This window comes from Pseudomonas sp. NFX183 (assembly GCF_047943075.1).
Classification (GTDB): Bacteria; Pseudomonadota; Gammaproteobacteria; order Pseudomonadales; family Pseudomonadaceae; genus Aquipseudomonas.
Genome location: NZ_CP181333.1, coordinates 2,045,514 through 2,071,230, shown reverse-complemented (window position 1 = coordinate 2,071,230; position 25,717 = coordinate 2,045,514). Strand labels below are relative to the sequence as shown.

Below are 25,717 nucleotides of genomic sequence, written 5' to 3'. Positions count from 1 at the left end.
GGTGTATCAGTCAAAGCAATGTCGACTGATCTACCGCATTCGCGAGCAAGCCCGCTCCCACATGGGTTTTGCATCATATTGAAGAGTTAAGCCGGCTGATCCAACGCCAACTCAACCCCCAGCTGACGCGACAGGCACGGCCAGCGCTTCCACGCCGCTTCCGTGTTCGGGCTCTTGAGCGTCTCGCGGTAAGCCTCGACCGACTCCAGCGCAAAGCTGTCTTCGTTGAGCATTTCATCCACCGCCAAATGCACGGCTTCGTCCAACTGATTGGCAAATGCTTCGCCGATCAACTGATGAGCGATCAAGTTGGCCACGGTGGTGTCCGCCGGAATCAACGGCTGACCGAAGTGCGTGATGTACAGATCGTTGACTTCTTCTACCAGGCGATGGGCCAGGTAGGCCTCGTCCAGCAGGCCGTCGAGGCCTTCGTGGCCGGCAAGAATCGCGGGCGGTTGCAGGAAGAAATGCTCGGCGATTTTCAGTACCGGTTTGATCTGGCTTTCGATGCCAGCTTCGCGCGCCACGTCATTGGCGGCTTCCAGCAAGTCAGGGACAAGCTCGATGTAGGCGGTAACAAAACGGGTCATGACAATGTTGCGATCACCGTCAGCCAGGGAGATGGCCGAATGCAGGTGCGGCAATTGTTTTTCCAGTTGCTGGGCAAGCTGGCCAGTGCTGGCTTCGTGTTGATGGGCACGGGAAATCTGCTCGCGCAATGCGGCGGTGTTCATGAAAGCTCCATTGAAACAGGCGTAGGAAAAGGGAAAGAACAAGGTAGCTCGTTTATACGAGGGCCTAAGACGCGTTTGTCATAATTATTTCATGGTTATGCGCATGCGTTATATCGAATCGCCATCGTTCGTCGGATAAACGTTTGCGCCCCCGTATTTATTGGGCCCGCCCGTCTGTTTGTGCTCATTTGCCCCTACACATTGCGGGGTTGCCCCGGCTGTCTATACTCGATTTTGTACGCAATTAGCTGATGACGCCCAACTGCATGAAGCAGGCAAGGCTTGGCGGTTGTAAGCAGTATGGAAGCCGCTCCCTTCGCCGCAGGTGCAAACCGGCGGGATAACAAGAAACATAAAGGGGAACCCGCAATGACGCGACATCCACACGTTTGGATGGGCCTTCTGTTGTGGTCGGTATTCGGCCAGGCGCACGCCGCCTGGACAACGAATATGGCGCCAGGGGCTACTGAAGTCAGTCACGCCGTGTTTGACCTGCACATGACCATCTTCTGGATTTGTGTGGTGATCGGCATTGTCGTGTTTGGCGCGATGTTCTGGTCGATGATCCTGCACCGCCGATCCACGGGCCAGGTGGCTGCCAAATTTCACGAGAGCACGACCGTGGAAATTCTCTGGACCGTGGTGCCGTTGCTGATCCTGGTAGCGATGGCCATTCCGGCGACCAAGACCCTGATCAACATCTACGACAGCACCGAGTCGGATATCGATATCCAGGTCACCGGTTACCAGTGGAAGTGGCATTACAAATACCTGGGCCAGGACGTGGAATTCTTCAGCAACCTGGCCACCCCTGCCGAGCAGATCCATAACCAGGCCACCAAGGGCGAGCATTATCTGCTCGAAGTCGACCAGCCTTTGGTGCTGCCGGTGGGCGCCAAGGTGCGCTTTCTGGTGACTGCCGCCGACGTGATCCATTCGTGGTGGGTGCCGGCCTTTGCGGTCAAGCGCGACGCTATTCCCGGCTTCGTCAACGAGGCCTGGACGCGCATCGAGAAGCCCGGCATCTACCGTGGCCAGTGCGCTGAATTGTGCGGCAAGGACCACGGCTTCATGCCGATTGTGGTCGAGGTCAAATCCCAGGCCGACTACGACACTTGGCTCGGCGAGCGCAAGGCAGAAGCGGCCAAGCTCAAGGAGCTGACCTCCAAAGAGTGGACGCTTGAAGAGCTGGTGGCGCGTGGCGACAAGGTCTACCACACCACCTGCGTGGCCTGTCACCAGGCTGAGGGCCAAGGCCTGCCGCCGATGTTCCCGGCGCTCAAAGGCTCGCCGATCGCCACCGGGCCTAAGGAAGATCACCTGCACCGCGTGTACTTCGGCAAACCCGGCACTGCCATGGCCGCCTTCGGCAAACAGCTGTCGGAAGTGGACATCGCCGCCGTGGTGACCTACGAACGCAACGCCTGGGGCAACAACAAAGGCGACATGGTCACGCCCAAAGACGTGCTGGCTTTGAAACAGGCGGAAAGCAAATGACGGCCTCAACTGCGTATGCCCTGAACCGCACAGCCCATTCCTTTGCAGGAGAACGGCCATGAGCACTGTGATCGATGACCATGGTCACGCCGACCATGCCCATGGCCCCGCCAAAGGCCTGATGCGCTGGGTGCTGACCACCAACCACAAAGACATCGGCACGATGTACCTGTGGTTCGCCTTCACCATGTTCCTGCTCGGCGGCTCGTTCGCCATGGTGATCCGCGCCGAGCTGTTCCAGCCCGGCCTGCAGATCGTGCAGCCGGCGTTCTTCAACCAGATGACCACCATGCACGGCCTGATCATGGTGTTCGGCGCGGTGATGCCGGCCTTTGTCGGCCTGGCCAACTGGATGATCCCGCTGATGATCGGCGCGCCGGACATGGCCCTGCCGCGCATGAACAACTTCAGTTTCTGGCTGCTGCCAGCGGCGTTCCTGTTGCTGGTTTCCACGTTGTTCACACCCGGCGGCGGGCCGAATTTCGGCTGGACCTTCTACGCCCCGCTGTCCACCACCTACGCGCCGGAAAGTGTGACGTTCTTTATTTTTGCCATCCACCTGATGGGCATCAGTTCGATCATGGGCGCGATCAACGTGGTCGCGACCATTCTCAACCTGCGCGCCCCTGGCATGACCCTGATGAAGATGCCGCTGTTTGTCTGGACCTGGCTGATCACCGCGTTCCTGTTGATCGCGGTGATGCCGGTGCTGGCCGGCTGCGTGACCATGATGCTGATGGACATCCACTTCGGCACCAGCTTCTTCAGTGCTGCCGGTGGCGGTGACCCGGTGCTGTTCCAGCACGTGTTCTGGTTCTTCGGCCACCCCGAGGTGTACATCATGATCCTGCCGGCCTTCGGCGCCGTCAGCTCGATCATCCCGACCTTCTCGCGCAAGCCGCTGTTCGGCTACACCTCTATGGTCTACGCCACGGCGAGCATCGCGTTCCTGTCGTTCATTGTGTGGGCGCACCACATGTTCGTGGTGGGCATTCCGCTGGTGGGCGAGCTGTTCTTCATGTACGCCACGCTGCTGATCGCCGTGCCGACGGGCGTGAAGGTGTTCAACTGGGTCAGCACCATGTGGCAAGGCTCGCTGACCTTCGAGACGCCGATGCTGTTTGCCGTGGCCTTCGTGATCCTGTTCACCATCGGCGGCTTCTCCGGTCTGATGCTGGCGATTGCCCCGGCGGACTTCCAGTACCACGACACCTACTTTGTGGTGGCGCATTTCCATTACGTACTGGTGCCTGGCGCGATCTTCGGCATCTTCGCCTCGGCGTACTACTGGCTGCCCAAATGGACTGGGCACATGTACGACGAAACCCTGGGCAAGCTGCACTTTTGGCTGTCCTTCATCGGCATGAACATGGCGTTTTTCCCGATGCATTTCGTGGGACTGGCCGGCATGCCGCGCCGGGTGCCGGACTACAACCTGCAGTTCGCCGACTTCAACATGGTCTCCTCGATTGGCGCCTTCATGTTTGGCGCCACGCAGATCTTCTTCCTGTTCATCGTCATCAAGTGCATCCGCGGCGGCCCGCCGGCGCCGGCCAAGCCGTGGGATGGTGCCGAAGGTTTGGAGTGGAGCATCCCCTCGCCCGCGCCGTATCACACGTTCACCACGCCGCCGGAGGTCAAGTGAATACCCTGGCCCAGGCTACCTCGCTCTTCTGTGGGAGCTGGCTTGCCTGCGATAGCGGTGTGTCAGTCACCGAATCTATCAACTGCCAGACCCTCATCGCAGGCAAGCCAGCTCCCACAGAAAGTCAAAAGCGGGGTGGCTGCCATGCTTGAGTCCATCCCCATCAAGCGCCTGGTCACTCGTCTGCTGATTCTGGTGGTGGCGATGTTCGCCTTCGGCTTCGCCCTGGTGCCGATTTACGACGTGATGTGCAAGGCGTTCGGCATCAACGGGAAGACCGCCGGGCAGTACGAAGGTGAGCAAGTCGTCGACCCCACGCGCCAGGTGCGAGTGCAGTTCCTGTCGACCAATGCCATCGACATGGTCTGGGAGTTTCACTCCAAGGCTGACGAAGTGGTGGTCAACCCCGGTGCGGTCACCGAGATGCTGTTCGTCGCCTACAACCCCACCGACAAGGTCATGAAAGCCCAGGCAGTGCCGAGCATTTCCCCGGCCGAAGCGGCGATGTACTTCCACAAGACCGAGTGCTTTTGCTTCACCCAGCAAGTGCTGCAGCCCGGTCAGCGCATTGAAATGCCGGTGCGTTTTATCGTCGACCGCGCCATGCCCAAGGATGTGAAGCATTTGACCCTGGCATACACGCTGTTTGACATCACTGCGCGCCAACCGCCGGTGGCCGTCCATACCGGCGGCTAGCTACTGTTTGCCCCCTCAATCAGGAGAGCGAATACATGTCGTCTCATGATACGTACTACGTACCAGCGCAAAGCAAATGGCCAATAATTGCCACCCTGGGCATGCTCACCACCGTGTACGGTTTGGCTGTGTGGTTCAACGATCTGAAGGCGGCGCGCCCGGAATCCCACGGGCCGTGGATCTTTTTCGTCGGTGGGCTGCTGCTGGCCTACATGCTGTTCGGCTGGTTCGGCGCGGTGATCAAGGAAAGCCGCGCCGGTTTGTACAGCCCGCAGATGGACCGCTCGTTTCGCTGGGGCATGACCTGGTTCATCTTTTCCGAGGTGATGTTCTTCGTCGCGTTCTTTGGCGCCCTGTTTTATGTGCGGCACATGTCGGGGCCATGGCTGGGCGGTGAAGGGCACAAGGGCATCGCGCACATGCTGTGGCCGAACTTTCAGTTCACCTGGCCGCTGCTCAACAACCCTGACCCAAAAATGTACCCGCCACCGGAAGGCACCATCAGCCCTTGGGGCTTGCCGCTGATCAATACGATCTTGCTGGTCAGCTCCAGCGTGACCATCACCCTCGCCCACCATGCCTTGTGCAAGGGCCATCGCGGCGCACTGAAAATCTGGCTGGCGCTGACCGTGCTGCTGGGCTGGGCGTTCCTGGCCTTCCAGGCCGAGGAGTACATGCACGCCTACAAAGAACTGGGCCTGACCCTCGGCTCGGGCGTGTACGGCGCGACCTTCTTCATGCTCACGGGCTTTCACGGCGCTCACGTGACCATCGGCACCATCATTCTGTTCGTGATGCTGATGCGCATCCTGCGCGGGCATTTCAATGCCGAGCACCAGTTTGGTTTCGAGGCGGCCAGTTGGTATTGGCACTTTGTGGATGTGGTGTGGATCGGCCTGTTCTTCTTCGTGTATGTGCTGTGAGGCGCCTTACCACGGCGCATGAGACACCAGCTGGCCGCTGAAAAAGCCCCAGGCGATCAAGCCCACGGTGATCGCGGCCAGTACGACACGCACGGTCAAGGCAGTGACGAGGCGGTTGGAGTTGCCCTCGTCCTTGACCAGAAAGAACAAACCACTGAACAGGCTCACGACAGTTGCGATCAGCATCAGGGCAATGGCTGCTTTGAGCATGGTCAGGTTCCCTTCGGATGGGCGGGCAATGAAAACAAGTATAGCCAGCGCCATAAAAGACTTTCGCCCAGGACTCGCACCCACGCTGGTGGTGCTGGTGCTGCTGCCGTTGATGGTGGGCCTGGGGTTCTGGCAACTGGCGCGCGGCCATGAAAAACAGTTGCTGGTGGACAGCTACGCCGAGCGGCGTGTGGCCGACCCCATCAGCAGTGTTCAGCTCAATGAGATGCCCGACCCCGCCTTTCGCCGCGTGCGCCTGCGCGGCCAGTTCGACGCCGAGCACAGCGTGTTGCTCGACAACCGCATGCGCGACGGCAAGGCCGGCGTCGAGTTGCTGCAACCCTTTCATGATCAGGCCAGCGGCCAGTGGCTGTTGCTCAATCGCGGCTGGCTGCCGTGGCCAGACCGACGCACGCCACCGGTCTTCACCACACCCGATCAACCGTTGAATCTCGACGCCTGGGTATACGTCGCCCCCGGCGAAACCTTCCAACTGCACGCCGACCCAGCCACCACGCAATGGCCGCGCTTGCTTACCGCGCTGCACCCCGCCGCCCTGTGGACTGAATTGGGCCGTGGCGGTTTTGCCTACGAACTGCGCGCCGAACCCGGCCCGGGCACGTATGACACCACGTGGCCGGTAGTCGCCATGGGCCCGGAAAAACATTTGGGGTACGCCGTGCAGTGGTTCGCCATGGCCTTGGCGCTGCTGGCGCTGTACCTCTACCTCGGATGGCACAAAAAAAAGGAGAAGTCCCATGGGAGCGGCCATGAATCCACCCAGCATGTCTGAGGCGCCCGACCGGCGCAAAGGCCGCTGGCAGCTGATTTTGATCCTGATGATGGTGATCGGCCCGATGGCGCTGGCCACTTTCATGTACAAGTTGCAATTCTGGGTGCCGGACAGCCGCAGCTACCACGGCGAACTGATCGGCAACGGCCAGACCCGCGCCGACATTGGCGTGCAGGCCGATGAAGATCGCTGGCAACTGCTGGTCACCGCGCCCACTGCCTGCGCCGCTGAGTGCCAGCAGTTGGTATACCTGGCGCGCCAACTGCAAATCAGCCTGGGCCGTGATGCCTCGCGCGCCAGCCATGCCTTGGCCAGTGCGCAGCCAGTGAGCAGCGCCTACGCGGCCAAGCTCGAAGCCGAATACCCGCAACTGCAACGCTATCCGCTGGACCTGTCGACCTTCACCAAGGACGCCGCCGCACCCGGCGATGCGCAACTGTGGATCGTCGACCCGCACGGCAACTTGGTGCTGCGCTACGACGCCAAGGTCAAGGGCAAGGACCTGCTCAACGACCTGCGCTTGCTGCTGAAACTGTCGAACATCGGATAAGGGCATCGTCATGGCCAAACCTGGATTTCGCCTCGCGTTGTTTGCCACCTTGCTCGCGCTGATCGTCGTGCTGCTCGGCGCCTATACGCGCCTGACCCATGCCGGCCTCGGTTGCCCGGACTGGCCCGGCTGTTACGGTTTTATCAGCGTGCCGCAGAGCGAAGCCCAACTGGCGCACGCCGAGCTGCACTTCCCTGATACGCCGGTGCAGGCCGACAAGGGCTGGGCCGAGATGACCCATCGCTACTTTGCCGGCACCTTGGGGTTGCTCATCGTGCTGTTGGCGGCGCGTTCGTGGAGCCATCGGCGTGATCCAGGCCAGCCGGTGAAACTACCGCTGTTTGTGTTGGCGGTGGTGTTCGCCCAGGCCGCGTTTGGCATGTGGACGGTGACATTGAAGCTGTGGCCGCAAGTTGTAACCGGCCATCTGCTCGGCGGTTTTGCCACCTTGAGCTTATTGTTTCTGCTGACCCTGCGACTGTCCGGTGTGCTGCCCGCGTTGATCGTGCCCAAGCGCCTGCAATATTGGGCGACCGCCGGGTTGGTGCTGGTGATCGGGCAAATTGCGCTGGGCGGCTGGGTGAGTTCCAACTACGCGGCGGTGGCCTGTATCGACCTGCCCACGTGCCATGGCCAGTGGTGGCCGGCGGCGGACTTTGCCAACGGCTTTCACCTCACTCAGCACATCGGCCCCAATTACCTCGGTGGCCAGCTCGACAGCGAAGCGCGTACCGCTATCCACCTGACCCATCGCCTTGGCGCGATGTTGGTGACACTGGTGCTGTTGGGGCTGGCCTGGCAATTGCGCGCAGTGGGCATGACGCGACTGGCGGGCTTGTTGCTGATCGCCCTGGCGGTGCAAATCAGCCTGGGCGTGAGCAATGTGGCGTTCGGCCTGCCGCTGCCGGTGGCGGTCGGCCATAACGCAGGCGGCGCAGCGTTGCTGCTGACGTTGGTGCTGGTCAATTACCACGCGCGCACCAGCCTGGTCCGGGTGCGCCATCAGTTGCCGTTCGGATGGCGCTTCATTCCGCGCAAACACGTTTCGGGCCTCATCACCCTTAAAGGAGAGACGCCATGGCGACCTTGATCGACGCGCGCCGCGATCAGGCGATCTGGCGAGATTACCTGGAACTGACCAAGCCAAAGGTGGTGGTGCTGATGCTCATCACCTCCTTGGTGGGCATGTTCCTCGCCACCCGCGCCGGGGTGCCATGGGCGGTGCTGATTTTTGGCAACCTGGGCATTGCGCTGTGTGCCGGAGGTGCGGCGGCGGTCAACCATGTGGTGGATCGGCGCATCGATGCGGTGATGGCGCGCACGCACAAACGGCCGATGGCCGAAGGGCGGGTGTCGCCGGTGGCGGCATTGGCCTTTGCTTTGTTTCTGGCTGTTGCAGGCTTGGCCTTGCTGCTGGCGTTTACCAATCCATTGGCGGCCTGGTTGACGCTGGCTTCGCTGCTCGGCTACGCGGTGATCTACACCGGCTTCCTCAAGCGCGCAACGCCACAAAACATCGTCATCGGCGGCCTCGCCGGCGCGGCGCCGCCGCTGTTGGGTTGGGTTGCCGTGACCGGGCATGTCAGCGCCGAGCCGCTGCTGCTGGTGTTGATCATCTTCGCCTGGACCCCGCCGCACTTCTGGGCCCTGGCCATTCACCGCAAGGAGGAATACGCCAAGGCCGACATCCCGATGCTGCCGGTCACCCACGGCGAGCACTACACGAAGGTGCACATCCTGCTCTACACCTTCGCCCTGCTGGCGGTGAGCCTGATGCCGTATGTGATTCACATGAGTGGCCTGCTGTACCTGGCGTGTGCGCTGGTGTTGGGCGCACGCTTTCTGCAATGGGCCTGGGTGCTGTACCGTGGCAGCCAGCCGCACGCGGCGATCAACACCTTCAAGTACTCTATCTGGTACCTGTTTGTGCTGTTTATCGCCCTGCTCGTAGACCACTACTTACTGTTGAACCTATGACTCGAACTCAAAAAACCGTCTTTATCCTGGTGGCCATCGTCGCGTTGATCATGGGCCTGACCGTCAACAAAGTGCTCAGCGGCAAAGGCCAGGGCGACCCTACTGCGCTGATCGACGCGGGCATCATCCTGCTGCCGCAAAGCCGCCAGCTGCCGCCGGTGACCATGACAGACCAGAACGGCCAGCCGGTGCTGGTCAACGAGTTGAAAGGCAAATGGAGCCTGCTGTTTTTCGGCTACACCTTCTGCCCCGACATCTGCCCCACCACCCTCGCCCAACTGCGTCAGATCAAGAGCGAGCTGCCCAAAGAGGCGGTGGATAAGTTGCAGGTGATTCTGCTCAGCGTCGACCCGAACCGCGACACGCCGGCTCAGCTCAAGCAATACCTGGGCTACTTCGACCCGCAATTCGAAGGCCTGACCGGCGCGAATGTGGACGATGTGCAGAAGGTCTCGAATGCGGTGAGCATCCCGTTTATTCCAGCGGATACCAGCAAGCCCAACTACACCGTCGACCACAGCGGCAACCTGGCGCTGATCGGGCCGGACGGCACGCAGCGCGGGTTTATTCGTGCGCCGCTGAACAATCAAAAGCTGGTGGCGCAGTTGCCGGCGTTGCTGCAGCGTAAATAACAGGCACCGCACCATACATGTGGGAGCTGGCGTGCCTGCGAGGGCGGTGGATCAGAGGCTGATAGGCTGACTGACCCACCGCCATCGCAGGCAAGCCAGCTCCCACAGTGCTTTGTGCAAGGTTTGAACAACGCGTAGCGGGTAAGTGCGCCGGCCTCATCTTCCAAACAACACAAAACCAAATGTGGGAGGGGGCTTGCCCCCGAAGGCGGTGGGCCAGTCACCATCTTCGGTGACTGACACTGCGCCTTCGCGAGCAAGCCCGCCCCCACAGGAGTTTTGTGCAAGATTTGAACAACGCGTAAGCAGGCAAGTGTGCTGGCTTGATCTTCCAAACAACATAAAACAAATGTGGGAGGGGGCTTGCCCCCGAAGACGGTGGTTCAGTCGATAAGTTCGGTGACTGACACTGCGCCTTCGCGAGCAAGCCCGCTCCCACAGGGGGTTTGTGCAAGGTTTGAGCAATGCGTAAGCAGGCAAGTGCGCCGGCCTGATCTTCCAAACAACACAAAAACAAATGTGGGAGGGGGCTTGCCCCCGAAGGCGGTGGGCCAGTCACCATCTTCGGTGACTGACACTGCGCCTTCGCGAGCAGCCCGCTCCCACAGGGGTTTTGTGCAAGGTTTGAACAACGCGTAAGCAGGCAAGTGTGCCGGCCTGATCTTCCAAACAACACAAAAACAAATGTGGGAGGGGGCTTGCCCCCGAAGACGGTGGGCCAGTCACCCTCTTCGGTGACTGCCAAGTTGCTATCGCGAGCAAGCCCGCTCCCACATTTTTTGATCTTCAGAGTTTTGAAGATCGGGGCAGATCAGAACGCCGGCAGGATCGCGCCTTTGTACTTCTCAAGAATGAACGCTTTCACTTCCGGCGTGTGCAGGGCTGCAACCAGCTTCTTCACGGCGTCCGAGTCTTTGTTGTCTTCGCGGGTCACCAGGATGTTCACGTAAGGCGAGTCGTTGCCTTCGATCACCAGAGCGTCCTTGGATGGGTCCAGTTTGGCTTCCAGGGCGTAGTTGGTGTTGATCAGCGCCAGGTCGACCTGGGTCAGCACGCGCGGCAGTGTGGCGGCTTCCAGTTCGCGGAATTTGAGGTTTTTCGGGTTACCGGAGATGTCCTTGATGGTCGACAGGATGTTGGTCGGGTCCTTCAGGGTGATCAGGTTGTGCTTGGCCAGCAGCAGCAACGCGCGGCCACCGTTGGTGGCGTCGTTCGGGATCACGACATTGGCGCCATCCGGCAGGTCTTCGAGTTTTTTGTACTTGCTGGAGTAGGCGCCCAAAGGCTCCAGGTGCACGGCACCGACGCTCACCAGGTGAGTGCCCTTGGCCTTGTTGAACTCATCCAGGTACGGCTGGTGCTGGAAGAAGTTGGCGTCCAGGCGCTTTTCAGCCACTTGTACGTTCGGCTGCACGTAGTCGGTGAAGACTTTGACCTGCAGGTCCACGCCTTCTTTGGCGAGTGCGGGCTTCACAAACTCCAGGATTTCCGCGTGCGGCACTGGCGACGCGGCGACCGTGAGGGTCTCGGCAGCGTGGGCGGAAAACGCGGCAACGGCAGCGAAAGCAACCAGTAGTTTTTTCATCCAGCAAGCTCCTTGTTCGGGCATGCGCCGGCGGGGGCCGGCCATGGCCGTTATTTTCGAGAAAAGTGCACCACCAGCTTATCGCCGACGGTTTGCAGAATTTGCACCAGGATCAGCAGCATCACCACAGTGACAACCATCACGTCAGTCTGAAACCGCTGGTAACCAAAGCGGATCGCCAGGTCGCCCAAACCGCCGGCGCCGACAACACCGGCCATGGCCGTGTAGGAAACCAGTGTAATGGCCGTCACCGTAATCGCAGCGAAAATACCGGGGCGCGCTTCGGGCAGCAGTGCATTGATGATGATCTGACGCGTGCTGGCGCCCATGGACTGCGTGGCTTCGATGATGCCGCGGTCCACTTCACGCAGGGCGGTTTCCACCAGGCGCGCGAAGAACGGCGTCGCGCCTACGACCAGTGGCGGAATCGCACCGGCCACGCCCAGCGAGGTGCCGGTGATCAGTATGGTGAACGGGATCATCACGATAAGCAGAATGATGAACGGCAGCGAACGCAGGATGTTCACGATCAGCGACAGCAGCGCGTACAGGCCTTTTTGTTCGAACAGTTGGCGCGGGCTGGTCAGAAACAGCAGCACACCCAGTGGCAGGCCGAGCAGGATGGTGAAGAACAGCGAACCGAGCAGCATGGTCATGGTGTCGCCGGTGGCGAGCCAGATCTCGGACCAGTCAATATTGGCGAAGAAACTCAACAGGATTTCCATTAGCGCAGAACCTCCATGTGGACGTCTGCCGCGGTAAAGCGGGCGAAAGCGGCGTCCATGTCCCCACCGGTCACGGCGAGGGTCAGTTGGCCGTAGGGAATGTCTTTGATGCGGTCAATACGACCGGCGAGGATGCTGTAGTCCACGCCGGTTTCGCGGGCGACGGTACCCAGCAGCGGCGCGTAGGTTGCTTCGCCCTGGAACGTCAGACGCACGATACGGCCTGGCACGTGAGCAAAGTCATCGCGCTGCTCGCTTTCGTCGACCTGATCCGCTTCTTGCACAAAGCGCTTGGTGGTCGGGTGCTTGGGGTGCAGGAACACATCGGCCACCGAACCTTGCTCGACGATCACGCCAGCATCCATCACCGCCACTTGGTCGCATACGCGGCGGATCACGTCCATCTCGTGGGTGATCAGCACGATGGTCAGCTTCAACTCGCGGTTGATCTCGGCCAGCAATTGCAGCACCGAGGCGGTGGTTTGTGGGTCGAGGGCGCTGGTGGCTTCGTCGCACAGCAGAATTTTTGGCTTGGTTGCCAGGGCGCGGGCAATACCGACGCGCTGCTTCTGGCCACCGGACAACTGCGCCGGGTATTTCTTGGCGTGGTCCGACAAGCCGACACGGGCGAGCAGCTCAGCCACGCGCTGGTCGATTTCCTTGCGCGACAGTTCGCCAGCCAGCGTCAGCGGCAGCGCTACGTTGTCGGCGACGGTCTTGGAGGCAAGCAGGTTGAAGTGCTGGAAGATCATCCCGACTTGCTGGCGAAAACGGCGCAGGCCATTGGCGTCCAGGGCGGTGACTTCTTCGCCGTCGACATTGATCTGGCCACCGCTGGGTTGCTCCAGGCGGTTGATCAGACGCAACAGGGTACTTTTTCCCGCACCGGAGTGGCCAATCAGGCCGAACACCTGGCCGTTTTCGACACGCAGGCTGGTGGGGTGCAGCGCGGGGATTTCCTTACCGGCGACGCGGTAGGTTTTATGGACGTTATGAAACTCGATCACGTAGCGAACCTTGTGGGGCGCATGGAAAAGGGATCAGCGGTTAGCCGGGCGCGCATTTTAGCCTGTCCGTATAGTGTTTCTTAGCATTTATTTCGCATTCAACCAGCGATTTGGCAATAACGCGATCAAAGGTCATAAAAAAGGAACGGTGCAAATCCGTGTCAGTCACTACTTAAGCAACTCAATTTCCCAGGTGCCGTGCCTGGGGGTTTGCTCAAACGAGCCGGGGACCGCTCTGGCCAATTTGAATAAGGAGTTTTGACTGATGAGTACCAAGAAGCCAGCTACCCCGCCGAAGAGTGAACTCGCGGGCACCGATACCCTGGACCGTGGCAACACCAACGCCAAGCTGCAGGCCCTGGAAGAGTTCCGTTCCGACGCAACCGGCCAGGCGCTGCGCACCAATCAAGGCGTAAAGATTTCTGACAACCAGAACACCCTGAAAGTCGGCGCCCGTGGCCCATCGCTGCTGGAAGACTTCATCATGCGTGAAAAAATCACGCACTTTGACCATGAGCGTATCCCGGAGCGCATCGTGCATGCTCGCGGCACTGGCGCCCACGGCTATTTCCAGACCTATGAGAACCATTCGGCGCTGAGTAAGGCCGGTTTCCTGCGCAACCCCGAGCATAAAACCCCGGTGTTTGTGCGGTTCTCCACTGTGCAGGGCCCGCGTGGCTCGGGCGATACGGTGCGTGACGTGCGTGGTTTTGCTGTGAAGTTCTTCACCGACGAAGGTAACTTCGACCTGGTGGGCAACAACATGCCGGTGTTCTTCATTCAGGACGCGATCAAGTTTCCTGACTTCGTGCACGCGGTCAAACCTGAGCCGCATAACGAGATTCCCACCGGCGGCTCTGCCCATGACACGTTCTGGGATTTCGTCTCGCTGCAGCCAGAATCCGCGCACATGGTGCTGTGGGCCATGTCCGACCGTGCCATCCCCAAAAGCCTGCGCGCCATGCAGGGCTTCGGCATTCACACTTTCCGCTTGATCAATACCGAAGGTAAGTCGAGCTTTGTGAAATTCCACTGGCATCCAAAAGTGGGCACCTGCTCGCTGGTGTGGGACGAAGCGCAAAAGCTTGCCGGTAAAGATACCGATTACCACCGTCGCGACCTGTGGGAAGCGATTGAAAGCGGCGACTACCCTGAGTGGGAATTGGGCGTGCAAATCGTTGCGGAAGAAGACGAGCACAAGTTCGACTTCGACCTGCTCGACCCGACCAAGATCATCCCTGAAGAATTGGTGCCGATTACGCCGCTGGGCAAAATGGTGCTTAACCGTAACCCGGATAACTTCTTCGCTGAGGTTGAACAGGTGGCTTTTTGCCCGGGCCATATCGTGCCGGGTATCGACTTCACCAATGACCCACTGCTGCAAGGCCGTCTGTTTTCCTACACGGATACTCAGATCAGCCGTCTCGGTGGCCCGAACTTTCACGAGCTGCCGATCAATCGGCCGGTCACGCCGTTCCATAACGGCCAGCGCGACGCTCAACATCGCACCGTGATCGACAAGGGCCGCGCGGCCTACGAGCCGAACTCGATTGACGGCGGCTGGCCGAAAGAAACGCCACCGGCTGCGCAGGATGGCGGTTTCGAGACCTATTACGAACGTGTCGACGCCAACAAAGTGCGTGAGCGCAGCGAGTCGTTTGGCGATCACTTCTCGCAAGCCACGCTGTTTTTCCACAGCATGAGCCACCACGAGAAAGAGCACATCATCGCGGCGTACAGCTTCGAGTTGGGCAAGGTGGAGCGTGAGTTTATCCGCGCCCGTCAGGTCAACGAGATTCTGGCCAATATCGACCTGGAGCTGGCCAAGCGCGTAGCACAGAACCTCGGTTTGCCGGCGCCAACCAAAGGCACCGTGCCGCCGCGTGAGTCGTCGCTCAAAGAGTCGCCGGCGTTGAGCCAGGTGAACCTGCTGTCGGGCGATATCAAAACGCGCAAAGTTGCGATCCTCGCGGCTAACGGCGTGGACGGCGCGGCAATTGCTGCGTTGAAGAAAGCGCTGGAAGCTGAAGGTGCACACGCCAAGCTGCTGGGGCCAACTTCGGCGCCGGTGACCACCGCCGATGGCAAGAGCCTGAAGGTGGATGCGTCGATGGAAGGCATGCCGTCGATTGCCTTTGACGCGGTGTTCGTACCGGGCGGCGCCAAGTCGGTGCAGGCATTGAGCGGGGATGGTGTGGCGTTGCACTTCCTGCTGGAGGCGTACAAGCACCTGAAGGCGATCACGGTTGCCAATGATGCCAAGCCGTTGCTGGATCTACTGAAGCTTGAAGTGGATGCGGGGCTGATCGTGGGGTCGGATGCGAAAGCGTTCAAGGCGTTCTTTGCCGCGATTGCACAGCACCGGGTTTGGGATCGTGAGCCTAAGGCTAAGGCTATTCCGGCTTAAGTTATCGGCTGTTTGTTAGATCGCCATCGCGGGCAAGCCCGCGATGCTTTTATTGCGCCTTGCGCGGAATCAGCACTACCTGCGCCGGAATGTGTTTCACAATCTGCCGGTGAATCTTCAGGTCATACCCCGAATCAATTCGCTTCACCCGTTTGGTCAGCAATGTGGCCAGCCATGGGTAGTCCTGCGTGCGCGGCGCCTGGATGGTCACGTCGCACTGGTAATTCACCACGTCGGTGGCGATCGCGTCCAGTTGATGGCGAAGTTCTTCGATATCGACGAGGTTCAGGGCCACAGTGGTGCTTTCAGCGGCCGGGTCGATGACCTTGGCCGGCGGCTTGGCTTCAGCGGCTTTCAAGGCGGCTTCGGCTTTATCCAGCTCGGCTTTGCGCGCATGGCTGATGGCGCTGTTGACGCCACCGGTCAGTGCCGGGGCCTTGGGCATCAGCGCACGGGCCCGGCTCAGGGCCGTGGCGGCAGCGTTGACATCGCCTTTTTGCAGCACAATCTGGCTGCGCTGCAAGTAGGCCTCGGCCAATTGACGCTGGTAAGGCTCGAGGGCCGGGTCGTTGGGCGACTGGGCCTGTAACGCGGCCAATTCGTCTTCGGCAGTGGCAAGCTCGCTGCTGGCCAGGTTTTGCTCCAGCTGCGCGATGGCCGCAGCGCGTGCGTCCGGTACCTCGGGGGCGGCGGGCGGCGTACTTTGACAGGCGCCCAGCAGCAGGGAAAATGCGGCAAGGAGCAGATAACGGGCGTTGAACAGCTTCATTCCTGCGACTCTCTAGTTGCGCAAAAAGCGAGCAAGTCTACACCCCTCGACGGGGCAGGACAAAACTCAGCAGAAAGAGGGCGGCCGCCGTGACGACAATCGACGGGCCGGCTGGCGTGTCCTTGAACCACGACAGCGCCAGGCCCCCGCACACTGCAAGCATGCCCAACAGGCTGGCGCCGATCGCCATTTGCTCGGGTGAGCGCGCATGGCGTTGGGCGGCGGCTGCGGGAATGATCAGCAGCGAGGTGATCAACAATACGCCGACAATCTTCATCGCGACAGCAATCACCACCGCGATCAACAGCATCAGGGTCATGCGCAGGGCGGGCACGGGCAAACCTTCCACCGTGGCCAGCTCTTCATGCACGGTGATCGCCAGCAACGGGCGCCACAGAGCCACCAGCAAGAGCAGCACGGCGGCGCTGCCACCGAGGATCCACGCAAGGTCTGTAGGGCTGATCGCCAGCAGGTCGCCGAACAGGTAGGCCATCAGGTCGATGCGCACTTCATGCATGAAGCTCAGCACCACCAGGCCCAGGGACAGGGTGCTCGGCGCCAGGATCCCCAGCAGTGTGTCGGAGGCCAGCGGTTGGCGCTGTTGCAGGGTCACCAGCAGCACCGCCAGCAGCAGGCAGCCCACGGTGACGGCGATGGTCGGGCTCACGTCCAGCAAAAAGCCCATGGCCACGCCCAGCAGCGCGGCATGCGACAACGTGTCGCCAAAATAGGCCATGCGCCGCCAGACCACAAACGAGCCCAACGGGCCCGCCACCAGCGCCAGAGCCAAGCCTGCCAGCAGGGCGTAGAGCAGAAAATCAGCCATGCTTGCAGCTATCTCCATGAACGTGTGTGTGACGGGTGGCGGGATCGTCAACCACGGCGCCGTGCAAATCATGGGCGTGGTCGTGATGGTGGTGATAGATCGCCAGGCTCGGGGCATTCTTGCCGAACAGCTCGACAAACGCCGGGTCGCTACTGACCTGCTCCGGATGGCCGGAGCAGCAAACGTGGCGGTTGAGGCACACCACCTGATCGGTGGTGCTCATGACCAGGTGCAGGTCGTGGGAGACCATCAACACGCCACAGCCGTGGCGGTCACGCAGGCGGGTAATCAGGCTGTACAGCTCGGCCTGGCCGGCAACGTCAACGCCTTGCACGGGTTCATCGAGCACCAGCAGTTCAGGCTCGCGCAGCAAGGCGCGGGCCAGCAGCACGCGCTGCATTTCGCCGCCGGAGATGCTTTGCACCGGGCTGTCGATCACCTGTTCGGCACCGACCTCCTTGAGCGCAGCCTGCGCGCGGGCGCGGTCTACACCGGGCACCAGGCGCAAAAAGCGCAGCACGGACAGCGGCAGTGTCGGGTCGACGTGCAATTTTTGCGGCATGTAACCGACGCGCAGCTTGGGCTTGCGCCATACGCTGCCACTGTCCGGCTTCAATAAGCCGAGTACTGCGCGCACCAGCGTGGTCTTGCCGGCGCCATTGGGACCGATCAGCGTCACGATCTGGCCCGGCTCGATGCTCAGCCCGATGTTATCCAGCACGTTTTGCCCGGCGAACGTGACACCAACCCCTTCGAGGCGGATTAACGCATTGCTCATCAAGCCCCCTGGCAACCCGAGCAGAGCCCGACCACTTCGACCGTTTGCCCTTCGACCCTGAAGCCGACGTCGGCCGAGCTTTTGATGATGGCGTCGCTGATGCTTTTTTGTTCAAGCTCGATGGCCGCATGGCACTCGCGGCAGATCAGGAACTGGCCCTGATGCGCGTGTTCCGGGTGGTTGCAGCCAACAAAGGCATTGAGGGAGGCGATGCGGTGCACCAGGCCGTTTTCCAGCAGGAAATCCAGCGCGCGGTACACCGTCGGCGGCGCGGCGCGGCGGCCGTCCTGCTCGCTGAGCACGCCAAGAATGTCGTAGGCGCCCAGCGGCTTGTGGCTTTGCCACACCAGTTCCAGCACCCGACGACGCAGCGCGGTCAGGCGCAGGCCTTGACGGGCGCACAGGGTGTCGGCCTCTGACAGCGCGGTATGCACGCAGTGAGAGTGGTCGTGGGGACGGCTGGCAAGCGGTGTTTTAGGCATGAGCGGCGACAGACATTTGATAGAGACGTTATTATGTTACCCGTTCCTACGTCATTGAGTGGTCATCGTGTCCCGACTTTTTCCCGTTTTTGTCGTATTTGTCACCAGTTTGTTCATTGCTGGGGCCGCTCAGGCCGAGGTCAAGGTGCTGACGAGCATCAAGCCGTTGCAGTTGATTGCCGCGGCTGTGCAGGACGGTGTGGCCATTCCCGAGGTGTTGTTGCCGCCCGGCGCTTCGCCGCACAACTACGCCCTGCGTCCATCCGACGTACGGCGCGTGCAGTCGGTGGACCTGCTTTATTGGATCGGCCCGGACATGGAAAGCTTTCTGCCGCGCGTGCTTAAAGGCCGAAGCCTGCCAACCGTGGCGGTGCAGGATCTTGCGGGGATGAAGTTGCGGCGTTTCGCCGAAGATAGCCACTCGCACGCCGATGATGCTGACGAACATGACCATGATCACCGCCCAGGCAGCCTGGATGCGCATTTGTGGTTGTCGACGGTCAACGCTCGGGTGATTGCGGCGCGCATGGCGGCTGACCTGAGCACTGCCGACCCGGCCAATGCTGCGCGGTATCAGAGCAACGTGCAGGCACTCGATGAGCGTCTGGATGCGTTGGATGCCCGTTTGAAGGCGCGCTTGGCGAGTGTGGGCGACAAGCCTTACTTCGTGTTCCACGAGGCCTTTGATTACTTCGAAGACGCTTACGGGCTCAAGCACACTGGCGTGTTCAGCGTGGCCGCCGAAGTGCAGCCCGGAGCCCAGCACGTGGCAGCAATGCGTACGCGGTTGCAGGAAGTCGGCAAGACCTGTGTGTTCAGCGAGCCGCCGTTGCGTCCGCGCTTGGCTGAGACGTTGGTGGCGGGGTTGCCGGTGAAGTTGGCGGAGCTGGATGCGTTGGGCGGTTACACCCCGGCCACAGCGCAGGGTTACGAGCAGGTGCTGGAGAAGTTGGGGAATGACCTGGCTGGGTGCCTGGAGTCGTTGTAATAGACGACACAGAACCACTGTGGGAGCGGGCTTGTGTGGGAGCGGGCTTGCTCGCGAATGGGAGTGTCAGTAAATACCTCTGTTACTGACCCACCGCATTCGCGAGCAAGCCCGCTCCCACATTTTCTGACCGAGTGCAGCTTTAGAGTGCGAACGGCAGATGGAGCGTGACCTGCTGACGCTGCGCCAGCCGATGCTCGAACTCCGCAGGGTCATGAATCAATACATCCTGCCCGGCAAACGACTCCGCGGCGATCAGGCGTGACAGCCAGAAGCGCACACACGCTACCCGCAGCATCGTTGGCCACAACTCCGCTTCCTTGGCCGTGAATGGCCGCAGAGCCGCATACGCACCTAGCAGTGCACGGGCGCGTTGCCCATCAATCGCGCCCTCGGCGTCCGAACACCAGTCATTCAAGGCGATCGCCACGTCGTACAGCATCGGGCCTGAGCAAGCGTTGTAAAAGTCGATCAGACCGGTCAGGTGTGTGCCTTCGAACATCGCGTTATCGCGGAACAGATCGGCGTGAACGTTGGCGCGTGGCAGCGCGAGAATGTGAGCCTTGTGGGCTTCGATCTCGCTCAGCGCGTCTTGCAGCAGGCGCTGCTGCGCGTCGTTAAGGTGCGAGATCAGCTGCGCACCTTCGGTGAGCATCCAGTCCAGCCCGCGATCAGTCTTGCGCTCCAGCACTTTCTCGCCCTGAGTGGCCAGGTGCAAATGGCCGAGCAGGTCGCCAACCTGGGCGCAATGCTGTGCGTTGGCTTCCTTGATATGTTTGCCGGCCAGGCGTGGTTGCAGCAGCGCCGGTTTGCCCTTCAATTCGCGCAAGGCCACGCCGTCGGTGGTGCGCAGCGCATAGGGCACCGGCAAGTCAGCGTCATGGAGCACGTCGAGCAGTTCGATGAAAAACGGCATTTCTGCGACTGGGCCGCGCTCAACCAGGGTCAGAACGAATTCGCCCTGTTCCAGGCTGATAAAGAAGTTGGTGTTTTCGCTACCGGCGGCAATCCCCTGGAAATCAAGCAGGCGGCCGAGCCCGTAAGGGGCGAGAAAGGTTTCCAGCTCGGGCCGAGCCAGCGGGGTGAACACAGACATGGTTAAAACTGCCAGTACGGGCGCCGCGAGGGGCGGCGCCAATTTAAGTTAAGAAATCATTTCCATTCGAAGATCTTCCATGACGGAATCAGCATATCCGGCTGGTCAGAACGGATGAAGTTCGCATCGGTTCCGTCCGCGCGCACCAGGAAATACGGCGGCGCGCCCTTTACGGTGACCTTGATCGCGTACAGGAAACCGTTTTGGCGGTACTCCTGGATGGTTCTGTCACCTTCGGTGCGGATCGTGACTTCCGGGTCTGCCGAGGGTGCGCTGTCAGCTGCCGTGGCGGCCAGCGGCAAGAACGCAATCAAACCGGTCAACAACAGGCGATTTACTGTACGCATGATAACCTTGTCCCTTTGTCGTCATTGGTCCGGCTATTCTAGCGCCTGACCCGCCGAAAAGGTTGATCCTGCTCATGAGCCAAGCCCCCCTCGTCCTGGTGGACGGTTCTTCTTATCTGTACCGCGCCTTTCACGCGCTGCCACCGCTGACCACTTCCAAAGGCCTGCCGACCGGTGCGGTCAAGGGCGTGTTGAACATGCTCAAAAGCCTGCGCAGGCAGTACCCGGACAGCCCGTTTGCCGTTGTTTTCGACGCCAAGGGTGGGACCTTTCGCGATGAAATGTTCGCCGAATACAAGGCCAACCGCCCGAGCATGCCCGATGACATGCGCCTGCAAATCGAGCCGCTGCACCAAAGCGTCATCGCGCTGGGCTTCCCGCTGCTGTGCGTCGAAGGCGTCGAGGCCGATGACGTCATCGGCACTTTGGCCCGCAGCAGTGCGGCGGCAGACCGCCCGGTAGTAATTTCTACCGGCGACAAGGACATGGCGCAGTTGGTCGACGGGCACATTACCTTGGTCAACACCATGACCGGTAGCGCGATGGACATTGAGGGCGTGAAGGAGAAATTCGGTGTCGCTCCCGAGCAGATCATCGATTACCTGGCGCTGATGGGCGATTCGTCCGACAACATCCCGGGCGTTCCGGGCATTGGCCCGAAGACTGCGTCCGGCTTGCTCGTAGGCGTGAATGGCGGCCTCAAAGAGCTTTATGAACAGCTGGATATCGTGCCGACCCTGCCGATTCGCGGGGCCAAGAACCTGCCGGCCAAGCTGGAAGAGCACAAGGAGATGGCGTTCCTGTCCTATCAACTGGCGACGATCAAAATCGACGTACCGCTGGATGTAGGCCTGGAAGATCTGCACCTGATCGAGCCTGACCGCGAAAAGCTGCTGGAGCTGTACACGCTGCTGGAGTTCAGGAGCTGGATTGATGAGATTCAGCGCGACGCCAAGCGTGTCGAGCTCAAGGCTTCGACCGAGGCGGCGCCGTCTGCCGAAGCCGTGGCTGAGGTAGTAGCGGCCGCGCCGGTGGAGGCGTCCTACACGACCATCCTGGACCAGGCGACTTTCGATAGCTGGCTGAAGAAGCTCAACGACGCCAAGCTGTTCGCATTCGATACCGAAACCACCGGGATCGACGCGCAAAAAGCGCAGTTGGTTGGGGTTTCCTTCGCCGTGCAGCCGCATGAAGCCGCCTACATCCCGTTGACCCATTCCTATGTCGGTGCGCCCGAGCAGTTGGATCGCGACACGGTTCTGTTGGCGTTGAAGCCGCTGCTCGAAGACCCGACCAAACTCAAGGTCGGCCAGCACGCCAAGTTCGACATGAACATCCTGGCCAATTGCGCCATCGGTGGTAACCCTGCGCACGGCATCACCGTGCGCGGCATCGCCTTCGACACCATGCTTGAATCCTACGTGTTGAATTCCACCGCGACCCGGCACGACATGGACAGCCTGGCCAAGAAGTACCTGGACTACGACACTGTCAGCTTCCAGGACATCGCCGGCAGAGGCGTCAAGCAACTGACATTCGACCAGATCGCGCTTGAGCAGGCCGGCCCGTACGCGGCTGAAGATGCGGATATAACCCTGCGCCTGCACCAGGCGTTGCATGCACAGCTGTCAGCCATACCGAGCCTGGCCAGTGTGCTGACGGATATCGAAATCCCGTTGGTGCCGGTGCTGGCGCGTATCGAGCGCCAGGGCGCGTTCGTGGATAAGGACCTGCTGGGCATCCAGAGCATCGAGCTGGGTAACAAGATGGTTGAGCTGGAGCGCCAGGCGTTCGAGATCGCCGGTGAAGAATTCAACCTGGGTTCGCCCAAACAGCTCGGGGCGATTCTCTACGAGAAGCTTGGGCTGCCGGTGTTGAAAAAGACGGGCAAGGGGCAGGCGTCCACGGCCGAGGAAGTGTTGGCCAAGTTGGCCGAAGACGACTTCCTGCTGCCCAAAGTGCTGATGCAGTACCGCAGCATGAGTAAGCTGAAAAGCACCTACACCGACCGACTGCCCGAGCAGATCAACCCGCGTACCGGGCGTATTCACACCTCTTATCATCAGGCTGTGGCGGCGACCGGGCGCTTGTCTTCGAGCGATCCGAACCTGCAGAACATTCCGGTGCGCACCGCTGAAGGGCGGCGGATTCGTCAGGCGTTTGTCGCGCCCAAGGGCTACAAGCTGCTGGCGGCGGACTATTCGCAGATCGAGCTGCGGATCATGGCGCACTTGTCCAAGGATGAGGGCTTGATGAACGCGTTCCGTAACGACCTGGACGTGCACACCGCTACAGCGGCCGAGGTGTTCAAGGTTGAGTTGGCTGAGGTCAGTTCCAACCAGCGTCGCAGTGCCAAGGCGATCAACTTTGGCCTGATCTACGGCATGGGCGCGCAGAAGCTGGGCAAGGATATCGGCGTCGATACCAAGACCGCCAAGGCGTATATCGACGTGTATTTCGCGCGCTACCCTGGCGTTCGCGAGTACATGGAGCGCACGCGTGCTCAAGCGGCCGATCAAGGCTATGTAGAAACCTTCTTCGGGCGTCGGCTGTACTTGCCGGATATCAATTCCAACAAGCCTCAGGAGCGAGCAGCTGCAGAGCGCACGGCGATCAACGCGCCGATGCAGGGCACCGCGGCGGACATCATCAAGAAGGCCATGGTGTTGGTGGACAACTGGCTGACGGAGTCGGGCCTGGATGCCAAGGTCATCCTGCAAGTGCACGATGAACTGGTGCTTGAGGTGCGCGAGGACTTGGTTGCGCACGTCAGCGAGAAGGTCCGCGAGTACATGAGCGCAGCGGCCAAGCTGGATGTACCGTTGGTGGTGGACGTAGGCGTGGGCGATAACTGGGACGAGGCGCACTGATTTCGCGGCTCTGCCACTGCCGGGGTGGTGGCAGAGCGCTTTAGATCGGAAAACGGTGTCAGTTATTTCCAATAGTTTTTTTAACCTGCCGGAACTTAACCTGTGAACTGCTACTCAGAGTTACTGAATGGGTGGTGAAGCCCTTCAATGCTCCTATGTTGTGTTAAGTGTTGGCAGATATCTGGACCCCGCCCTAGCGGTCCGGAACTTGGACCCCGAACTTCCCCTCCCCATACGAAGTCCGGGGTTTTTTTTGCCTGCAGAAAAGTTATTCCGCGACTTCCGCGCCCTTGTCCGCCAATTCCATCCAACCGGCCAACACAGTGTAGGCGTCTTCCAGGCCCATGCGCTTGGGCGCCGAGAACAGCTGGATGGTGATCGCATCACCCCAACCCTTACGGATCTCGGACTGCACTTTGAGCAGGGTGTTCTTGGCTGCGCCGTAGGTCAGTTTGTCTGCCTTGGTCAGCAGGATATGCATCGGCATGCCGCTGGCGACGGCCCAATCGAGCATCAGCAGGTCGAAGTCGGTCATTGGATGACGGATGTCCATCATCAAAATCAAACCCTTCAAACTCTCCCGGCCACCCAAGTAAGCCTCCAGGTGACGCTGCCAGTGCAGCTTCAACGGGATAGGTACTTTTGCGTAACCGTAGCCCGGCAGGTCGACCAGACGCCGATCATCGTCTAGCTTGAAGAAATTGAGAAGTTGCGTGCGGCCCGGGGTTTTCGAGGTGCGTGCCAGGCTGGCATGGGTCAGGGTGTTCAACGCGCTGGACTTGCCGGCGTTGGAACGACCGGCAAAGGCGACTTCAAAGCCTTCGTCATCGGGGCATTGGTCTACTTTGGCGGCGCTGAGCATAAACGTGGACTGTTGGCACAGGCCGAGGATGGGATTCTTGAGTTGCATGAGATTTCCGATGTGGGCGGTGCCGAAAAAGGGTGCGGCAAGCGGTGTCGTTTCCGTTTCAGTAGCGCCAGTATATAATGCCGCAGATTTTGTGTGTGCTTTGTCCCAGCGAAGGATGAGGTTCACGGGAGCGAAAGACCTTCATTGCGCATTAGAACGCAAAACGCTCTCAAACCCTGAAAAGGTCGATGTATGACCCGATGGTTGCTCGCTTTTGGTGTCCTGATTCCGCTTTACGGCGCTCAGGCTACACAGGATCCGGAGGCGGTGTACAACCGAGTTTGCGTAGCTTGCCATGCCGGCCAGCTGCCTAACGCCCCAAACGGGGTGACCAGGCAGCCTGGCAGCCAAGACGGGCTAAGGGCATGAACACGTTGGTGCAAGACGTGACCCAGGGTTTCAAGGCAATGCCGCCGCGTGGTTTGTGCATGGACTGCAGTACTGAGGATTACCAGGCCATCATTGAATTGATGGTGAGTAAACCCGGTAGATAACTCTTAAACCCTTAGCCGTAGTTGGATTAGCTGATGAACAAACTGATCGTGAGTCTGCTGTTGACCTTGGGCATCACCGGTGTTGCCCATGCTGCAGGCGACGCTACAGCGGGTCAGGCGAAAGCCGCCGTGTGTGGTGCTTGCCATGGACCGGATGGCAATAGCCCGGCGCCGAACTTCCCCAAACTCGCCGGCCAGGGTGAACGTTACCTGACCAAGCAGATGCACGACATCAAGGACGGCAAGCGCACGGTGCTGGAAATGACCGGCTTGCTGACCAACCTCAGCGATCAAGACCTGGCGGACATCGCGGCGTATTTTGCCAACCAGAAAGGCAGTGTGGGGGCTGCCGACCCGAAACTGGTCGAAAAAGGCCAAGCGTTGTTCCGTGGCGGCAAACTCGCCGAAGACCAGCCTATCGGCGGCATGCCGGCGTGCAAGGCTTGCCACATTCCGGACGGCGGCGGTGTCGCAGCGGCGGGCTTCCCTCACCTGAGTGGTCAACATGCTCAGTACACGGCCAAGCAATTGAAGGATTTTCGCGAGAAGGTTCGCTATATCGATGGCGACGCGGGTAACAAAATGATGACTGATATTGCGGCCAAGCTGTCGGATAAAGACATCGAAGCGCTGTCCAGCTACATCCAGGGTCTGCACTGATCCGGGCAGGACGTTAACGCTCGATTAATCCATCGATGCAAGCATAAAAAGGGTGGCTTAGGCCGCCCTTTTTTGTGGCCAGTGCCGTTACACTAACGAACTCATGCCCGCGTAGA

The 25,717-nt window shown here is 60.3% G+C and carries 25 protein-coding genes and 1 pseudogene; 14 read left to right on the top strand and 12 right to left on the bottom strand.

The window, feature by feature from the left end:
* Positions 1-86: 86 nt before the first annotated feature.
* Complete coding sequence (locus ACM530_RS09510; RefSeq protein WP_145158496.1) at positions 87-734, bottom strand: hypothetical protein; 648 nt, start codon at positions 732-734, stop codon at positions 87-89.
* A 369-nt stretch (positions 735-1,103) separates the two neighbouring features.
* Here ACM530_RS09510 and coxB point away from each other — a divergent pair, with 369 nt between their 5' ends.
* From coxB to ACM530_RS09490, 4 genes are all read left to right on the top strand, one after another.
* Positions 1,104-2,231 (top strand): cytochrome c oxidase subunit II, encoded by a 1,128-nt coding sequence (gene coxB / locus ACM530_RS09505; RefSeq protein WP_119741308.1) that lies wholly within the window; start codon positions 1,104-1,106, stop codon positions 2,229-2,231.
* 58 nt (positions 2,232-2,289) lie between these two features.
* Entirely contained in the window at positions 2,290-3,876 is a 1,587-nt protein-coding gene (gene ctaD / locus ACM530_RS09500; RefSeq protein WP_106576019.1) for a cytochrome c oxidase subunit I, read from the top strand.
* 144 nt (positions 3,877-4,020) lie between these two features.
* Positions 4,021-4,572 (top strand): cytochrome c oxidase assembly protein, encoded by a 552-nt coding sequence (locus ACM530_RS09495; RefSeq protein WP_369302755.1) that lies wholly within the window; start codon positions 4,021-4,023, stop codon positions 4,570-4,572.
* Positions 4,573-4,607: 35 nt separating this feature from the next.
* Complete coding sequence (locus tag ACM530_RS09490; RefSeq protein ID WP_416364663.1) at positions 4,608-5,495, top strand: cytochrome c oxidase subunit 3; 888 nt, start codon at positions 4,608-4,610, stop codon at positions 5,493-5,495.
* Between the two features lie 6 nt (positions 5,496-5,501).
* On the opposite strand, the gene ACM530_RS09485 is transcribed toward ACM530_RS09490, so the two are convergent.
* The gene (locus ACM530_RS09485) at positions 5,502-5,705 is read right to left on the bottom strand and encodes a twin transmembrane helix small protein (RefSeq protein WP_016969525.1); all 204 of its coding nucleotides are present in this window, start codon (positions 5,703-5,705) and stop codon (positions 5,502-5,504) included.
* 28 nt (positions 5,706-5,733) lie between these two features.
* Between ACM530_RS09485 and ACM530_RS09480 the strand changes: the two genes are divergently transcribed.
* Genes ACM530_RS09480 through ACM530_RS09460 form a run of 5 tightly spaced genes read left to right on the top strand, consistent with a single transcriptional unit; the run spans position 5,734 to position 9,657 of the window.
* Entirely contained in the window at positions 5,734-6,498 is a 765-nt protein-coding gene (locus tag ACM530_RS09480; protein WP_416364662.1) for an SURF1 family protein, read from the top strand.
* A complete protein-coding gene (locus ACM530_RS09475) occupies positions 6,464-7,048 on the top strand; it encodes a hypothetical protein (protein WP_416364661.1) in 585 nt (194 codons plus the stop codon). Before ACM530_RS09480 ends, ACM530_RS09475 begins: the two co-directional genes overlap by 35 nt.
* A 10-nt stretch (positions 7,049-7,058) precedes the next feature.
* On the top strand, positions 7,059-8,138 hold the full coding sequence (locus ACM530_RS09470) for a COX15/CtaA family protein (RefSeq protein WP_416364660.1): 1,080 nt from the start codon (positions 7,059-7,061) through the stop codon (positions 8,136-8,138).
* Entirely contained in the window at positions 8,126-9,025 is a 900-nt protein-coding gene (cyoE, locus tag ACM530_RS09465) for a heme o synthase (RefSeq protein ID WP_106576024.1), read from the top strand. Before ACM530_RS09470 ends, cyoE begins: the two co-directional genes overlap by 13 nt.
* Positions 9,022-9,657, top strand: a complete 636-nt coding sequence (locus ACM530_RS09460) for an SCO family protein (RefSeq protein WP_416364659.1) — start codon at positions 9,022-9,024, stop codon at positions 9,655-9,657. Before cyoE ends, ACM530_RS09460 begins: the two co-directional genes overlap by 4 nt.
* A gap of 811 nt (positions 9,658-10,468) precedes the next feature.
* Here ACM530_RS09460 and ACM530_RS09455 read toward each other — a convergent pair.
* The 3 genes from ACM530_RS09455 to ACM530_RS09445 are packed head-to-tail and all read right to left on the bottom strand — an operon-like array spanning position 10,469 to position 12,974.
* Positions 10,469-11,242 (bottom strand): MetQ/NlpA family ABC transporter substrate-binding protein, encoded by a 774-nt coding sequence (locus ACM530_RS09455; protein WP_106576026.1) that lies wholly within the window; start codon positions 11,240-11,242, stop codon positions 10,469-10,471.
* Positions 11,243-11,292: 50 nt separating this feature from the next.
* Positions 11,293-11,967, bottom strand: a complete 675-nt coding sequence (locus tag ACM530_RS09450) for a methionine ABC transporter permease (RefSeq protein WP_106576027.1) — start codon at positions 11,965-11,967, stop codon at positions 11,293-11,295.
* Entirely contained in the window at positions 11,967-12,974 is a 1,008-nt protein-coding gene (locus ACM530_RS09445; RefSeq protein WP_145158580.1) for a methionine ABC transporter ATP-binding protein, read from the bottom strand. Before ACM530_RS09445 ends, ACM530_RS09450 begins: the two co-directional genes overlap by 1 nt.
* A gap of 265 nt (positions 12,975-13,239) precedes the next feature.
* Between ACM530_RS09445 and katE the strand changes: the two genes are divergently transcribed.
* Positions 13,240-15,381 (top strand): catalase HPII, encoded by a 2,142-nt coding sequence (gene katE, locus ACM530_RS09440; protein WP_106576029.1) that lies wholly within the window; start codon positions 13,240-13,242, stop codon positions 15,379-15,381.
* Between the two features lie 49 nt (positions 15,382-15,430).
* Here katE and ACM530_RS09435 read toward each other — a convergent pair whose 3' ends face one another.
* From ACM530_RS09435 to zur, 4 genes are read right to left on the bottom strand one after another with little or no spacing between them, the layout of a single operon-like run.
* On the bottom strand, positions 15,431-16,150 hold the full coding sequence (locus tag ACM530_RS09435) for a PA5502 family lipoprotein (protein WP_119741320.1): 720 nt from the start codon (positions 16,148-16,150) through the stop codon (positions 15,431-15,433).
* A 37-nt stretch (positions 16,151-16,187) separates the two neighbouring features.
* Positions 16,188-16,976, bottom strand: a complete 789-nt coding sequence (gene znuB / locus ACM530_RS09430) for a zinc ABC transporter permease subunit ZnuB (RefSeq protein WP_094949676.1) — start codon at positions 16,974-16,976, stop codon at positions 16,188-16,190.
* Positions 16,969-17,754, bottom strand: a complete 786-nt coding sequence (gene znuC / locus ACM530_RS09425; protein ID WP_416364658.1) for a zinc ABC transporter ATP-binding protein ZnuC — start codon at positions 17,752-17,754, stop codon at positions 16,969-16,971. The genes znuB and znuC overlap by 8 nt, the downstream gene beginning before the upstream one ends.
* The gene (gene zur, locus ACM530_RS09420) at positions 17,754-18,236 is read right to left on the bottom strand and encodes a zinc uptake transcriptional repressor Zur (protein ID WP_416364657.1); all 483 of its coding nucleotides are present in this window, start codon (positions 18,234-18,236) and stop codon (positions 17,754-17,756) included. The genes znuC and zur overlap by 1 nt, the downstream gene beginning before the upstream one ends.
* Before the next feature lie 58 nt (positions 18,237-18,294).
* Here zur and ACM530_RS09415 point away from each other — a divergent pair, with 58 nt between their 5' ends.
* Positions 18,295-19,224, top strand: coding sequence for a zinc ABC transporter substrate-binding protein (locus ACM530_RS09415; protein ID WP_416364656.1), 930 nt, complete (start codon positions 18,295-18,297; stop codon positions 19,222-19,224).
* Positions 19,225-19,366: 142 nt separating this feature from the next.
* Here ACM530_RS09415 and ACM530_RS09410 read toward each other — a convergent pair whose 3' ends face one another.
* Positions 19,367-20,320, bottom strand: coding sequence for a homoserine kinase (locus ACM530_RS09410; RefSeq protein WP_416364655.1), 954 nt, complete (start codon positions 20,318-20,320; stop codon positions 19,367-19,369).
* A gap of 56 nt (positions 20,321-20,376) precedes the next feature.
* The gene (locus ACM530_RS09405; protein ID WP_145158523.1) at positions 20,377-20,667 is read right to left on the bottom strand and encodes a DUF2782 domain-containing protein; all 291 of its coding nucleotides are present in this window, start codon (positions 20,665-20,667) and stop codon (positions 20,377-20,379) included.
* Positions 20,668-20,741: 74 nt separating this feature from the next.
* Between ACM530_RS09405 and polA the strand changes: the two genes are divergently transcribed.
* The gene (gene polA / locus ACM530_RS09400; protein ID WP_416364654.1) at positions 20,742-23,537 is read left to right on the top strand and encodes a DNA polymerase I; all 2,796 of its coding nucleotides are present in this window, start codon (positions 20,742-20,744) and stop codon (positions 23,535-23,537) included.
* Between the two features lie 268 nt (positions 23,538-23,805).
* Here the strand turns inward: polA and yihA are convergent, their stop codons facing one another.
* On the bottom strand, positions 23,806-24,447 hold the full coding sequence (gene yihA / locus ACM530_RS09395; protein ID WP_242200480.1) for a ribosome biogenesis GTP-binding protein YihA/YsxC: 642 nt from the start codon (positions 24,445-24,447) through the stop codon (positions 23,806-23,808).
* A gap of 192 nt (positions 24,448-24,639) precedes the next feature.
* Between yihA and ACM530_RS09390 the strand changes: the two are divergent.
* Together ACM530_RS09390 and ACM530_RS09385 are read left to right on the top strand one after the other, a co-directional pair.
* Positions 24,640-24,941: pseudogene (locus ACM530_RS09390) on the top strand (c-type cytochrome).
* Between the two features lie 33 nt (positions 24,942-24,974).
* The gene (locus tag ACM530_RS09385) at positions 24,975-25,601 is read left to right on the top strand and encodes a c-type cytochrome (protein WP_416364653.1); all 627 of its coding nucleotides are present in this window, start codon (positions 24,975-24,977) and stop codon (positions 25,599-25,601) included.
* Positions 25,602-25,717 lie beyond the last annotated feature (116 nt).

Bases quoted from the DNA above. Each gene is read 5' to 3' on its own strand.
- znuC (WP_416364658.1), bottom strand. From the start codon at position 17,754: ATGAGCAATGCGTTAATCCGCCTCGAAGGGGTTGGTGTCACGTTCGCC.
- ACM530_RS09480 (WP_416364662.1), top strand. From the start codon at position 5,734: ATGAAAACAAGTATAGCCAGCGCCATAAAAGACTTTCGCCCAGGACTC.
- ACM530_RS09450 (WP_106576027.1), bottom strand. From the start codon at position 11,967: ATGGAAATCCTGTTGAGTTTCTTCGCCAATATTGACTGGTCCGAGATC.
- zur (WP_416364657.1), bottom strand. From the start codon at position 18,236: ATGCCTAAAACACCGCTTGCCAGCCGTCCCCACGACCACTCTCACTGC.
- yihA (WP_242200480.1), bottom strand. From the start codon at position 24,447: ATGCAACTCAAGAATCCCATCCTCGGCCTGTGCCAACAGTCCACGTTT.
- ACM530_RS09490 (WP_416364663.1), top strand. From the start codon at position 4,608: ATGTCGTCTCATGATACGTACTACGTACCAGCGCAAAGCAAATGGCCA.
- ACM530_RS09470 (WP_416364660.1), top strand. From the start codon at position 7,059: ATGGCCAAACCTGGATTTCGCCTCGCGTTGTTTGCCACCTTGCTCGCG.
- cyoE (WP_106576024.1), top strand. From the start codon at position 8,126: ATGGCGACCTTGATCGACGCGCGCCGCGATCAGGCGATCTGGCGAGAT.
- ACM530_RS09495 (WP_369302755.1), top strand. From the start codon at position 4,021: ATGCTTGAGTCCATCCCCATCAAGCGCCTGGTCACTCGTCTGCTGATT.
- katE (WP_106576029.1), top strand. From the start codon at position 13,240: ATGAGTACCAAGAAGCCAGCTACCCCGCCGAAGAGTGAACTCGCGGGC.
- ACM530_RS09435 (WP_119741320.1), bottom strand. From the start codon at position 16,150: ATGAAGCTGTTCAACGCCCGTTATCTGCTCCTTGCCGCATTTTCCCTG.
- ACM530_RS09460 (WP_416364659.1), top strand. From the start codon at position 9,022: ATGACTCGAACTCAAAAAACCGTCTTTATCCTGGTGGCCATCGTCGCG.
- ACM530_RS09405 (WP_145158523.1), bottom strand. From the start codon at position 20,667: ATGCGTACAGTAAATCGCCTGTTGTTGACCGGTTTGATTGCGTTCTTG.
- ACM530_RS09510 (WP_145158496.1), bottom strand. From the start codon at position 734: ATGAACACCGCCGCATTGCGCGAGCAGATTTCCCGTGCCCATCAACAC.
- ACM530_RS09385 (WP_416364653.1), top strand. From the start codon at position 24,975: ATGAACAAACTGATCGTGAGTCTGCTGTTGACCTTGGGCATCACCGGT.
- ACM530_RS09485 (WP_016969525.1), bottom strand. From the start codon at position 5,705: ATGCTCAAAGCAGCCATTGCCCTGATGCTGATCGCAACTGTCGTGAGC.
- ACM530_RS09475 (WP_416364661.1), top strand. From the start codon at position 6,464: ATGGGAGCGGCCATGAATCCACCCAGCATGTCTGAGGCGCCCGACCGG.
- ACM530_RS09455 (WP_106576026.1), bottom strand. From the start codon at position 11,242: ATGAAAAAACTACTGGTTGCTTTCGCTGCCGTTGCCGCGTTTTCCGCC.
- coxB (WP_119741308.1), top strand. From the start codon at position 1,104: ATGACGCGACATCCACACGTTTGGATGGGCCTTCTGTTGTGGTCGGTA.
- ACM530_RS09410 (WP_416364655.1), bottom strand. From the start codon at position 20,320: ATGTCTGTGTTCACCCCGCTGGCTCGGCCCGAGCTGGAAACCTTTCTC.
- znuB (WP_094949676.1), bottom strand. From the start codon at position 16,976: ATGGCTGATTTTCTGCTCTACGCCCTGCTGGCAGGCTTGGCTCTGGCG.
- polA (WP_416364654.1), top strand. From the start codon at position 20,742: ATGAGCCAAGCCCCCCTCGTCCTGGTGGACGGTTCTTCTTATCTGTAC.
- ctaD (WP_106576019.1), top strand. From the start codon at position 2,290: ATGAGCACTGTGATCGATGACCATGGTCACGCCGACCATGCCCATGGC.